General features: G+C 41.9%; 11 protein-coding genes. 4 read left to right on the forward strand and 7 right to left on the reverse strand.

Going from position 1 to position 13,157, the window contains the following annotated elements; translation table 11 throughout:
- Positions 1 to 10: 10 nt before the first annotated feature.
- The 4 genes from ACFPRA_RS12960 to ACFPRA_RS12975 form a co-directional block, all read right to left on the reverse strand.
- A complete protein-coding gene (locus tag ACFPRA_RS12960) occupies positions 11 to 1,609 on the reverse strand; it encodes an ATP-binding protein (RefSeq protein ID WP_381435256.1) in 1,599 nt (532 codons plus the stop codon).
- 231 nt (positions 1,610 to 1,840) lie between these two features.
- Positions 1,841 to 2,824 carry a DUF3137 domain-containing protein gene (locus ACFPRA_RS12965; protein WP_381435258.1) on the reverse strand — a complete coding sequence of 328 codons (984 nt, stop codon included), beginning with the start codon at positions 2,822 to 2,824 and terminating at the stop codon, positions 1,841 to 1,843.
- The gene (locus ACFPRA_RS12970; protein ID WP_381435261.1) at positions 2,825 to 3,412 is read right to left on the reverse strand and encodes a LemA family protein; all 588 of its coding nucleotides are present in this window, start codon (positions 3,410 to 3,412) and stop codon (positions 2,825 to 2,827) included. It abuts the gene before it with no gap.
- 250 nt (positions 3,413 to 3,662) lie between these two features.
- Positions 3,663 to 4,901 (reverse strand): mechanosensitive ion channel family protein, encoded by a 1,239-nt coding sequence (locus ACFPRA_RS12975; protein ID WP_381435264.1) that lies wholly within the window; start codon positions 4,899 to 4,901, stop codon positions 3,663 to 3,665.
- A gap of 1,331 nt (positions 4,902 to 6,232) precedes the next feature.
- On the opposite strand from ACFPRA_RS12975, the gene ACFPRA_RS12980 reads away from it, so the two are divergent.
- The 4 genes from ACFPRA_RS12980 (at position 6,233) to ACFPRA_RS12995 (ending at position 10,892) form a co-directional block, all read left to right on the forward strand.
- Complete coding sequence (locus ACFPRA_RS12980) at positions 6,233 to 6,613, forward strand: DUF485 domain-containing protein (RefSeq protein ID WP_381435266.1); 381 nt, start codon at positions 6,233 to 6,235, stop codon at positions 6,611 to 6,613.
- A 45-nt stretch (positions 6,614 to 6,658) separates the two neighbouring features.
- On the forward strand, positions 6,659 to 8,200 hold the full coding sequence (locus tag ACFPRA_RS12985; protein ID WP_381435270.1) for a solute symporter family protein: 1,542 nt from the start codon (positions 6,659 to 6,661) through the stop codon (positions 8,198 to 8,200).
- A gap of 84 nt (positions 8,201 to 8,284) precedes the next feature.
- Positions 8,285 to 10,207, forward strand: coding sequence for a DUF294 nucleotidyltransferase-like domain-containing protein (locus ACFPRA_RS12990; RefSeq protein WP_381435273.1), 1,923 nt, complete (start codon positions 8,285 to 8,287; stop codon positions 10,205 to 10,207).
- A gap of 22 nt (positions 10,208 to 10,229) precedes the next feature.
- Positions 10,230 to 10,892: a 3'-5' exonuclease gene (locus ACFPRA_RS12995; RefSeq protein ID WP_381435276.1), complete on the forward strand. Its 663-nt coding sequence runs from the start codon at positions 10,230 to 10,232 to the stop codon at positions 10,890 to 10,892.
- Positions 10,893 to 10,923: 31 nt separating this feature from the next.
- Here the strand turns inward: ACFPRA_RS12995 and ACFPRA_RS13000 are convergent, their stop codons facing one another.
- From ACFPRA_RS13000 to ACFPRA_RS13010, 3 genes are all read right to left on the reverse strand, one after another.
- Complete coding sequence (locus ACFPRA_RS13000) at positions 10,924 to 11,052, reverse strand: hypothetical protein (RefSeq protein WP_381435278.1); 129 nt, start codon at positions 11,050 to 11,052, stop codon at positions 10,924 to 10,926.
- Positions 11,036 to 11,356: a hypothetical protein gene (locus tag ACFPRA_RS13005; RefSeq protein WP_381435281.1), complete on the reverse strand. Its 321-nt coding sequence runs from the start codon at positions 11,354 to 11,356 to the stop codon at positions 11,036 to 11,038. The genes ACFPRA_RS13000 and ACFPRA_RS13005 overlap by 17 nt, the downstream gene beginning before the upstream one ends.
- A gap of 146 nt (positions 11,357 to 11,502) precedes the next feature.
- Positions 11,503 to 13,053 carry an S-layer homology domain-containing protein gene (locus ACFPRA_RS13010; RefSeq protein WP_381435284.1) on the reverse strand — a complete coding sequence of 517 codons (1,551 nt, stop codon included), beginning with the start codon at positions 13,051 to 13,053 and terminating at the stop codon, positions 11,503 to 11,505.
- Positions 13,054 to 13,157: the final 104 nt, after the last annotated feature.

Here is a 13,157-nt window from a genome sequence, read left to right on the forward strand (position 1 = left end):
AACTCCTCCTTTACTGCTCTTGCGGAATCACAATCGTAAATCTTGCCCCGCCTAACTCACTTTTGTCCACATACATTTGCCCATTCAATGCGCTCAGTGCATTTTTGGCAATCGCTAACCCAATGCCGTGGTCTCCTTCACTCTTTGTCGTATAGCCTTCTTCGAATATCGCTTCCGTCATCTCCTCAGGTATGCCTGCCCCATTATCTTCAATGTCAAAGATGATTTCCTTTCCTAAATCTGTAAAGGACACATACACTTTGCCTTCCCTATGGTTCTTTTTCCGAGCAGCCTCCATTGCATTATCAATGACATTCCCGATAATCGGGACGAAATGGTTGGACCTCGTCATTTCCAGTTCGCTGCTCAAATGACTTTCCGGATCAATTACCAACTGGACTTGCAATTCTTTGGAACGATTCACTTTCCCGAGTAGACATGCCGCGATCAATGGATCTTTTACAGATGATATTAAAAATGAAATGATATCTTGGCGATCACTCACTTCGGAAGAAACGATGCTGATTGCACGATCATATTGTTTTAAGACGAGTAACCCATAGATGGTGTTCAGCTTATTCAAAAACTCATGATTTTGAGCACGCATATTCTCGGAAAAATTCTTGATTTTAGAAAACTCTTCCGTCAATTGTTCAATTTCGGAAACGGTTCTTATCGTTAAGACAATTCCTTCGACTTCTTCTTTTTTTATAATCGGAGAGGCATCCACAACATATAACTGCTGGTCTAGTAGTAATTTCTGATTATAAGTACTCTCCTTTGTGTCGATGACTTGATCGATAGTAATCGTCAATTGTCGATGATGGATAGTCATTCCGACCGACAGTTGTTGATTGCCGAATAATTCCCTGGCCCGTTTATTCATCGATGTAATTTGCTTGCCATTGTTGACGGTAATTGTCGCATCACGAATCGATTCCAACGTCGCTTCTTTTTCTTTGAAAAGATAAGAAATTTCTTCAGGTTCCAAACCGAAAGTGAGCTTTTTCAACCGTCTGGCGATCAATATGGCACCGCCGATTCCAAAAACAAGCGGGATGATGGATAATTGAAAAATATGTTTGCGGTAATCTAGCACTTGCTTTTCAATCCGATCAACAAGGAACCCTACAGATGAAACGCCGATCACTTCCCCTTTTTCGTTCCAAATAGGAGCCTTCGCCTTGATGGCTGGTCCGGAAACCCCATTTCCCCGGTAAATGATCGATCGATGTTCTTCCAACACGGCTTTGTTACTCGTCATCGTCGGTTCACCAATATTTTCCGGATTCGGGTGCGAATAGCGCACACCTTTGTCATTGGCGACGGTCACATAGTCCGCGCCCGTTGTATGTCGGATCGTTTCTGAAATGGTTTGGATGACTTCAGATGGCTGTTCATCTTGAAATGCCTCGATAATGTCTTTGTTTTGTGCCGTCAACTTGGCAACAGTCAGCGCTTGTTCGCCCATATAACTCTCGACAATATCATCAAGCATGGTTGAAAATAATACCGTGATCAACAAAGAGCTTATAAAGATGACGAGGACGATCAAAATCGTTAGTTGGGTTAATAAAGTGATGTTCTTCTTTTTTCCTAAAACACCCATATATTCAATCTTCGCCTCCGTCTAATTGTGCCAAAAAGTATCTAATCATTATAGCCCGATAATACAGATTGTTCAATGGACGTTCAAAGCCGTATGCCTGATTTGTCAGGGATTTTCAATGCGCTGCTTATTTGCTTGCACTCGAAACGAGATTGATTGCAATCGAAGGCTTTGGAACCAATAAAAAAGCGATAAACCCTAAAGGTTATCGCACTCTGTTGACCAGCAATATTATTTTTTACTCCAAATCCGTCGGTTCAATTTGAACTCTTCGATAATATCGAAATACAATCTGAAATCATTGTAGATTTGCTCCAATGTTTTCTCGTCGTTGTTTTCAAAAAACTTTCCATCAAAATGGTTTTTATTCGTTTCTGTAAAGAGATACATTTTTGATCTGACAAAAGCAATTTTAATAGGGCCTTTTGCACGGCGATTGAATTCCATAATTTTCTCCATCAAATTGGCAGATAGAATATAGCGGGCTTCGATATCATTTGTCGTCATCGTTTGGAACGTCTTATTGAATTCCATATCTTCCATGTCGATTGTCATAATCCCATCCATGCGAAGGCGCCATTTATCTTTTCCGAGTAATTGTTTCCGAACGAGAAACGTTTCTCCTCTGAAATCTTTATGGAAATCTGCAACGAAAACAATACCTTTAAAAACTTTTTTCATTTTTTTGTGTTTTTTCCCATCGCTATCTTTATACTCTACTTCACGCTTTAAGTCGATTTCTGAGAATTCAAATGTCGTCAACCCGATTTTACCACTCGTATAATCTTCCCCGCTCATATGTGTAAAGTCCCCGACGAGTTTACTTCTTCGGATATTGAGGCTCCCAATTTTCCTGCCGGGTTGAAAAGAGGCCCGGTATTCATAATTGGGTTCCTCGGGAGGCGGCGTAATATTTTTGAATAATGAGGTGATCAGTCCGCCTACAAGACGATGTGAATAGTTTCGTCTGAATTCCATGACGCCCCGCAAGCTCAAGCCGAGCATTATGCACATGCCAAAAAAGGCAACAGCCAGCAGCGAACCTACAACCATTGAGGACTGATTGAATAGCAGACTGAGGAAGAAAAGGCCCCATAACACTAGCCCGATCAACACATTGCGCAACAGTTTTCGTTGTGCCTTCTTTCTGAATTGCTGAGATTCATTCAGCGCAGGTTGTAAAGAAGGCAAAATTATTTCAAATGAAGGAAACATTTACTCCCCCCTCAATCTGCCGCGTAAATCGATGTCCTGCCTTTTCTCTTCCGTCGCTTTGAACATTTCGGCTTTTTTGAAGCCCATGATCGAACCGAGAATATTTGTAGGAAATTGTCCAAGCTTTGTGTTGAATTTGTAGACATTCGCATTATAGCTTCGACGGCTTGCAGACAATTTCTCTTCAATATCCGTAATGGCCTTCGTCAAATCTTTGTAGATTTCGGATGCTTTCAACTCAGGATATCGTTCGATTTGTACACGCATTCTCGATTCGAGCCCTTCCACTTCATTGGCAGCGGCAATTTTTTCATCAGGGCTCATCGTACGATAACCTGAACGGATTTTTGCTAGCTCCGTATGTGTCTTTCTTTCGTGTTCATTGTAAGATGCAACCGCATCTGCTAATTTCGTCAATTGGTCAAAACGTTGCTCCAAGTACGCATCGATTGCCCGAAAAGCTTCCTCTACGCGATTTCGAAGAGACACAAAACGGTTATAGATCCCGCCAATAATCAACACAACAAGAACAATACCTGTAAGTATCATACCTACCGGTGTTAATAAAAATTGAATAATCGGCTCCATTTCCTCACGCTCCACTAGTTGATATATGTATATTTACGAGAGTGAGCATGGAGAGTTTCATCTTTAGACATATTCCGGTAAATTAAGGCAAATGGATTACGGGACATTCGTTGCATCCTTCCCTGACATTCCACTTCCAAACTTAGTCATTTTCAACGATGTAAAAGACATACCATCCTGGTTACTCGGATGGTATGTCTATATTTTTTAGTAAAAATATCATTACGTAACTTTTCCTTGACTATCCAATTTATTCTTCATTCATCCGCAATGCCCTAAAATCACTTCCAGATGGATTTTGGAATAAACGGATGCCAAATTCAGGTGCTACGGCAAATAGATGGTCAAAAATATCAGCCTGAACCGTTTCGTATATCGTCCACTTTACACTATTGGCGAATGCATATATTTCGATCGGTAACCCGTTTTCACTGGGCGCCAACTGTCTTACCATGAGGGTCATTTCCTGATTGATCCCCGGATGATTTTGTAGATAGTGGCTGATATAGGTTCTAAATACGCCAATATTCGTAAGAGCCCTACCATTCACCCGATTGTTTTGGTTAATTTTGTTTTTGCTATTATACGTCGCAATTTCATTTTCTCGATCGATAATATAGTCTGACAGAAAGTGGATGCTTTTAAAATGCTCGATCATCTCCTCGGTACAAAACGAAATGCTCGTTGTATCGACAAATAATGATCGTTTAATCCGCCTTCCTCCCGAGGCTTGCATTCCTCTCCAGTTTATAAAAGAATCGGATATCAGAGCATAGCTTGGAAGCATCGTAATCGTTTTATCGAAGTTTTGCACCTTTACTGTATTTAATGAGATATCCAAGACATCTCCATTCGCTCCATATTTAGGCACTTCAATCCAGTCACCCACTCGCACCATATCATTGGCAGTCAACTGTACTCCCGCAACAAGACCTAATAATGAATCTTTAAAAACCAACATCAGTATAGCTGAGAGAGCACCAATCCCGCTTAGAAGTAAAAGTGGACTCTTCCCCATCAAATTTGCGATCACCAGGATGCTCCCAAATAGCACAACGATAATTTTAACAACTTGTATATATCCTTTAACGGGCTTGATCTTAGATATTTCATAAGTTTGATAAATATCATTCATCGCATTCAAAAGACTATTAATAACGATCAACCCCATAATGGTCAAATAAGCAATCGCACCCTTTTCAATCGCATTATGATAAGTCGGGAATGCGGAAGCAAAGTGATAAATAATAATGGCGGGAACAATATGAGATAGCTTATGAAAAACTTTTCGCTCCAGTAACATATTATCCCACTGGTATTTTGTATTTTTTACGATTTTCGTAATCATCCGGATGACGACCTGTTTTGTGATAAAATTTGCCATAACACAAATAAGTATTATAAAAAGAAGCATAATTAGAATCGAAAGATAACCAGCTAAGGTTGGATCCATTTCAAATTTCAGCAGCTGGTTGCGAATGAACTTCATCTAGATAACCTCCATTATTGTTAGCGCATTATCCTGCCCTAAATTGTAACATATAGAGTGGTATAACTTGATTATATCCATAAATCAGGTACTTCCCTTATCTACGTCCATATATCCGCTAGATTTCACTTCCTTGCAATAAAAAAGTTGGATTGTACAATAAATGTAGACGTTGAATACAATCAATTACGCCTCGGCGTAATTGCGTCCATATTTTGAATCGAGCTTGAGGCCTGCAGGATGTTGGTCATGCAGTCGTTGCGAATCGAACAGCAATGGGTTCGATTTGCCGTATTTCTGCGTTTTTTGCAGAAATTAAGGCACTTTATTTAGGACGTCGCGAACTTGGACTGCCTTCCTTTAACTCCTTTCAAAATCTGTGACATCCGCCGGAGGCTTGGGCCGACAGGATGTTGGTCACTCAGGCGTTGCCAATCAAACAGCGGAGGGTTAGATTTGCCGTATTTCTGCGTTTTTTGCAGAAATTAAGGCACGTTCATTCAGGACGCGGCGAACTTAGCCTGAGTTCCTCTAAGCAGCAGGGAGCTTGGATTCCCTCTGATTGAAATGCCTTCTGGCATTTATCCCGCCACTTATGGAAGTGGGGGACTTCTGTAGCTGACGCTTCGCTTTCAGTACAAAAAGATTTGCTGAATCAAGTTAAAAAAAGACCGCTGATTTGTGAGATCGGACGGTCAATATAATAGCAGGTCTCTTCAAGGAGTCGGCTATTCGATAGGATTAACCCATCTGAGCCTCTAACTCAAGGATGGGTTATATTTGTTTTTTGTTATCTGACAGTATCAATACAATTAACGTTGCGAATGCTACCGCCAACATCAATGATTTGAAAACTGACACTAGCACCACTCCCTCGCTTTCGGGGATGGGCCGACCATCCTTGAGTCACCTATTCTATTGAAGCCTCATTACACCACACAAGCGTTCTTGCATCCTATTACTCAGGGCTTTTTATATGGATTCTGATTTGTACTTGCTGGTTTATCCTGTCATATTACAGCATTTTTTGTCTATTCATCTGATAATTCGTTACTTTTCTAACTTCCTGCAGCTGGAAAAACTAGCGGTTATTTTCTATCTTTATAAAGATGGAGTAAATTTCCTATTATTCTGAAAAAATATCTTGTTTATTGGAAGAAGATTTGGTATCTTGAATATGTGTTCTATATCAATCGTCAAATTTCAGCTCTGTTTTACCTATTTTATGAAAGCGATTTCAGAAGAATGGAGGTTAACTGATCCTTAGAACACAACACTGGGAACATGCAGTTAGTGTTTCAATCATTTTCAACATTAAGGGGGAATGCAAAATGAGTGTAAAAATTGACGAAGAAGTAACCTATGAAAGTTCGAGCCATGACCGAAACAATGAGTCATCCACTTTACAAAATGACCCAGCCACTTTGGATTATGAGAAGCTGATCAATACGCCAGAATTCAAGAAATTAAGTAAGCGTAAAAATGGATTTTTACTTTTTTATACGATTTTATTTACTGCAATTTATGCTTTGTTACCAGTTCTTACATCCTATACGACCATTCTTGAGAACAAAGCGATTGGTCTGATTACATGGACTTGGATATACTCATTTGGCATATTCATCATGGTTTGGACACTTGCAACCATCTACACGAAAAAAGCGGCTGGCTTTGACAAAGACGTAGAAGAAATATTGAAAAAGACATTGTAAGCGTAACAAAGGGGATTTATTCGGGAGATAAGGGGGATTTTATAAATGGATTTCATATCTGTTGCAATATTTGTCGGAGTAATCGGACTAACACTTGGCGTCACCTATTGGGCTGCCAAACAAACATCGACTGCAAGTGATTTTTACACAGCTGGGGGTTCGTTGACGGGATGGCAAAACGGTTTGGCAATTGCAGGCGACTACTTATCCGCTGCGTCTTTCCTCGGTATTGCCGGGGCAGTTGCACTGAACGGCTATGATGGATTCTATTATAGTCTCGGCTGGCTGACAGCTTATCTTGTTGTCTTGTTCCTCGTCGCAGAACCGCTTCGGAATCTTGGTAAATTCACGATGGCCGATATGATCGGATCACGTTTTGCAGCGAAGAAAGTACGTGCGGCGGCGGCTTTGAATACGATTACGATTGTTCTGTTCTATATGATTGCGCAACTTGTGGGGGCAGGTGCGCTTATCAAATTGCTACTAGGTATCGATTATTGGCTTTCTGTTCTTATTGTTGGCGTCATGATGACGGTGTACGTATTATTCGGCGGTATGACGGCTACGAGTTGGGTACAAATCATTAAGGCTGTACTTCTAATGATTGGGACAATCGTCATTGCATTCCTTGTCCTATTAAGAACTAATTTTAGTTTCACAAGTTTGTTCGAGAAGGTTGCAGTCGCAACAAAGCATGGTGAGAGCTACTTACATTCAGGCGTCCTTTACGATCACCCACTCGGGCTGATTTCTGTCCTGATGGCACTGTTCTTAGGGACTGCTGGCCTACCACATATCTTAATGCGCTTTTTCACGGTAAAAGATGCAAAAACGGCACGATCTTCCGTTATTTACGCGGTTTGGATCATCGGCGCCTTCTATTTCATTACAATGATTTTAGGCTTCGGAGCGGCCATTTTTGTCGGTGAAGAAGCGATTGTTGCTGAAAATGCTGCGGGGAACATGGCTGCACCGATGCTCGCTGCTGTCCTAGGCGGAAATGCACTTGAGTCCTTTGTCGCCGCGGTTGCATTCGCAACTATTCTCGCGGTTGTATCCGGTCTTGTACTGACTGGCGCATCTGCCATTGCACACGATCTGTATGCGGAAGTGTTTAAAAAAGGGAAAGTGACGGATAAGCAACAAGTGACAGCTGCACGAATCGCAGCCATTTCAGTCGCGGTCCTTTCCATCATTTTGGCACTCGGTTCAGAAAAATTGAATGTAGCCTTTTTAGTATCGCTTGCATTCTGTGTCGCTGCGGCTGCCAATTTGCCAACGATTCTACTGACGATCTATTGGAAACGATTTAACACGACAGGCGCTATCGCTTCTATGTTAACCGGATTGATCGTCTCACTCGTCCTAGTTGGGGTAAGTCCAAGCGTCATGAGCCCTGTTGAAGGAGCGACACTCATTACTGGAAATCCTATTTTCCCACTGACAAACCCAGCGATCATTTCGATTCCGGCAGGATTCTTGGCTGCCTATATCGGCACCATTCTGTCTGCTAGGGGCAAAGAAGAAATCGATTACGCGGAAATTAAATTCAAAGCGGAAACAGGCTATCGTGAACTTCAAAACTAAATGTAATTGATGAATAAACTCCCCACCCTGAACTTTTAGGGGTGGGGAGTTCATTTTCACTTTGTAACGGAAGGTGGAGTGGTAATGCAAACAGAATTGGATTCTGGCATCCGTAAGCGCATTCAGCAATCTCCGTTATTCAATGGTGTAACAGATGCTGAATTCGAAACTTTATTGGCAGAATGCACGTTGAAAAATTATCGTACAGTGGAAAAAATGGATTATTTCAAAGATCCAGAAGAAGGACTTTTACTCATCTTGGAAGGATTGACCGAAATCTATATTGAAAACGTTGAAGGCCAATCCACTCTCCTTGAAATGGTGCAACAAGGGGAAGTCATCGGTTTTTCGAATCTCTCCCATTTCCTTGGTGAGCCAAGCCGGCCACTTGATCGTCATCGATTGAAACTCGTAGTATCTAAAGGTAGCCAATGCTTGCAAATCCCCTATTCTGTCGTAAAGAAACGACTTGGCGATGAGCGTGTCCGCGATATGATTTTGCAAAAGATGTCCCATCGCTTAGCAAATGTCTACGCCTCTCTTGGCGAGCAAATACGGTTAGCAGACGAATGGGGAACGAGTGAGCCTTATGTATATCGGGTAAAAGATTTGATGAATACACCTCCATTCACAGTAATTGAAGAGGAATCGAGCCAAGAGATTGCGAAAATGATGGTGCAAAAAACAATCAGTTCCGTATTGGTCATCGATCAGAACGGCCAATTGGTAGGCATCATTACGGAAAAAGACCTTGTTCGCCGGGTAGTTGCTCAACAAGTATGCGGACCACTGAACGCGAAAGATATCATGACCAAGCATCTCCATACAATTTCGCCCTATGACTATTATTACGAGGCGCTTTCCACATTTTATAACTATGGCGTGAAGCATTTACCCGTTGTTGAAGCCGGTCGTCCCGTGGGAGTCGTGACGCTTTCCAATCTCATGGCGAAACGGGATCGTGGATCGATGGGGATTTTAAAAAAGATTGAAGGGGCTTCATTTGAAACGCTTCCTTTTGTCAAAACAGCGATCTATGACGTCCTCTCGACGTTGATCCATGATGATATTTCCACTATCCAGACACTTGAAATCATTACAAAATTATACGATCGCTTGTCCCGCCAATGTGTCAAGTTAGCCGTACAATCACTGGAACGCCAAGGGAAAGGCATTCCGCCTGTTCCTTATGCATGGTATTTGATGGGTAGCGGGGCCAGGGGTGAACAGTTTATGCTTACGGATCAAGATCATTTTCTCGTCTATGCGGATTGCGAGGGGGAAGCGAAAGACCAAGCGCTCCATTATTTTTCATTGCTTGGCGAGGAGATTGTCCGGCATTTGGAGCAAGCTGGTTATGCCAGATGCAAAGGTCAGATGATGGCTAGCGAAGCGATGTGGAGAGGTTCCGTTTCCGAATGGCAACAACGGATTCGCACATGGGCATTGGAAATGACTGACGAACAAATCTTAGTCAGCTATAATTTTTTATCATTCCGATTGTTAATCGGCGATTCGACCGTTCATCAGCATTTTTCGACCATGTTGAAAAGACAATTGCAACATGCCCAAACGTTTCTATATGCGATGGCACAACAGGAACTGGACAATGATGCGCCTCCGTACAGCCTATCTCTTCTGACACTGTTCAAAGGGAGAGGGAAACGCCAAACGATTGATATTAAAAAGCATGCTTTGTTTCCCCTGCATCATTGCTTGCAAATTTTAGCGGTGCATCGGAACATCCTGAATGCCACCCCTGTGCAATTGCTGGACAGCTTAGTCCGCGTTGGTGAGTTGTCTTCTGAATTTGCGGAAGACATTCGCCACGCTTATGAAATTGCCCTGCGGACACGGATTAGACTATCATGGAAGAAACATTTACGGAACGAAGAAATTAAAACAGCTATTGAATTTTCAGAAATCCGACAATGGGAGCAGGATGAATTGCGCTCCATGTTGTCGACGGTTTCTTCATTGCAATCGCATTTATCGGCAAAATTATGACCTAGCTAGGAGTGGATCGGGCTTGTTTGGTAAAAAGAAACGATTAAACGTTCAACTTGACTATGCGATTCGATTGGATACGCGGATACAAGACATATCCTTCACAGTTATCGATACAGAAACGACGGGATTTGCCATCGGTGCAAAGGATGGACTCATTGAAATCGGAGCTGTCCATATTGAACAGCTTGAAGTGACAGACAACACCTTCCAGACATTCGTCAATCCAGCGCGCTCCATACCACACCATATTACAAAATTGACCTCCATCGAACAAGTTCATATCGATTATGCTCCTTCTCCTTTAGAAGCGATTGGACAGTTATTCGAATTTATGGAGACATACCAAAGCGTTAGTTGGATCGGTCATCACGTTGGCTTCGATCAGCTCGTCCTCAAAAAGGAATTGGCACGGGAGAAGTATACGTATAAGGTACCGCTGTCTTTTGATACGATGGATTTGATCCACTATCTACATCCGACTTCGGACCAGCTTGATCTTGATGATTATGCCCGGCTCTTTGGAACAAAAAGTTTTCAACGGCACCGTGCACTTGGCGATGCTTTGTCAACTGCACATCTCTTTGTTGAATTAATCAAGCGGTTAGAAAAGAAAAATATCACAACCGTATCGGATTTACTACGGATTAAAAACGGCAACGTGAATAAAGCGATATTTATCTAAATTGCCTTCATTGTGCTAGAAGATATCGGGTTCAACCGATATCTTCTACCTCTGTCAACCCACCTAAATTTCGTGAACCGAAAATCAGTAACAGTAAAAAGACGATTAAAATGACTGTATTGATAAATTTAATCGCATCAAATTCATTTTTTCCTTCCACGTTCATCCACCCCATCTTTGGCCATTCTTTTCTTGATACCTTCGAATACTTCATCTAATGTCATATCACCATTCTTCTCCAAGAAATCTGCTAGTTCGTTGGCCTTTTTATCGCCCATTTGTTTAAACTGACCCAGTAGTGTAACCGCTATAACCGGCTGATCCCTGAATAGCTGCACTGAATCCACTTTGAGTTTTCCAAGGAGTAGTAACGAAGCCGCCACAATTTCAATATCTTTTCCTTTTAATAAATCACTTAGTGTGTATGAAGCATGTGACTTATGATTGGAATTTTTTTGAGACACGCTTGCTCACACCCTTTTCCAAAGTACTCATACGATCCCGCCTTATTGCTTATCTTATGTTTCTTGGGGCCTGAATGTGTTCTATCAACAAACAGAAGAAAACCAGATGCGTATCCTCAAACGGATGCAACATCTGGTTTTCAGTTCTATTTCAAATAACGCCTTGCGCCGGCATAATTCGTTTTATAAATCCCAGCTTCGTAGGAGATGATTTCGATTTTCTTACTGGAATTTGGAGCATGCAACATTTTGCCGTTGCCGATATACATGCCAACATGATAGACTTTACCTTTTCCACCATTGTAGGCAAAAAACATTAAATCGCCAGGCTCTAAGTTTTTCTTGGCGACAGGTGTTCCGTTAGCGGCCTGAACGAAAGAGTCGCGCGGGATAATGATCCCATGATTTTTATAGACGGAATACATAATTCCTGAGCAATCAAAACCGAATCCCGATGTCCCTGCCCAAAGATAAGGCAACCCAAGAAATTGTTTGGCACTATCGACGATATCTTTTTGGGTCGGTTTTGGAATCGCTTCATAGTTTTTCACTACTTTGGCATCCTGTTTCCGCACATATTTCACACCATTTGCAGGTGTTTGAACATATAACCAATCCTTCTCTTCTTTGACAATTGGTAAAATGGTTGTATAGCTGATGTCCATGAACTTGTATTTATCCGATAGCTTCGGTGCATCGTAAAGTTTCGCGATATTCGCATCGATGATAGCTATCGGGCAATCCTGATAGTTTGGATAGACTTCCGTAATATGGGATTTCGGGACCCATCCAGGATAACCGGCTTTCTGATGCGGGACATACTGATCTTTGACCGCAATCTGGTACCAATCCCCACTGCTTTTTAAAATTTCGACCTCTTGTCCATACAATGCTTGTGTATCGATTTTACCGACAAGCCATTGCTTCTGACTGACACTCATGCTTTTTGCCCATTTTTCAATGTCTGTCGGACTCGTCAGGGAAGGCCGGTCTACTACGCGGTTTTTGCCTGGTTGTTTCCATAAAGTCGTCACTTGCACATTGACCATATACTTTTTCGTGTTATCAGGATGATAGCAGGCAGGTGTTTGATTAAAATCCGGATTTAAAATACGGGCAATGAAAACAGCGAAATTCGCTTTTGTGATGAAAGCGGTGGGCTTATATGTATTATCCGGATAGCCTGTTGTGACGTTTGCTGCAAAAAGGGTCTGAATAGCTCCCGATGCCCAATAAGTGGCAGGCACATCGCGGAAAACATAGTCAGTTGCCCCTTCCAATTCAAATGCACTGACAAGAATGGCAGCCATTTGTCCTCTCGTCAATTTGTCGTGTGGCATGAATTTCCCGTCAGCATTGCCATTCATGATGCCCTCATCCGCAATCGTTGCGATCACGGCATAACCCTCATCTTCAGGTCGTACATCTGTAAAGTTCGGTGCCGGGCGGTTAGCCGTTTCAAGACCAAGCGCTTTGATAATCATTTCAGATGCTTCTAAGCGGGTGATTTCCTGCTGCACTCCGAAGTTTACAGTCGGATCCGCAGTAATAATCCCCCGTTTCGCTAAATATTCCAGTTCTTTTTTTGCTGAGAAATTATCGCTGACATCTTTGAATAATGGCGCGGCAGATGCACTACCAATGGTCGTAAACACGAAAATAATCGCGATGAAGCTGACTAGTAATCTCTTTAACATTCTCATCCACCTCAAAATTTATAATAACTCTACTCTAACGGAGAATGAAGATTCTGTATAGTTATATTTTGCTAATAGAAATTCTCATCACCGTTATTCTTCTG

The sequence above is a fragment of the Sporosarcina soli genome, from assembly GCF_042655805.1.
Taxonomy (GTDB): Bacteria; Bacillota; Bacilli; order Bacillales_A; family Planococcaceae; genus Sporosarcina; species Sporosarcina soli.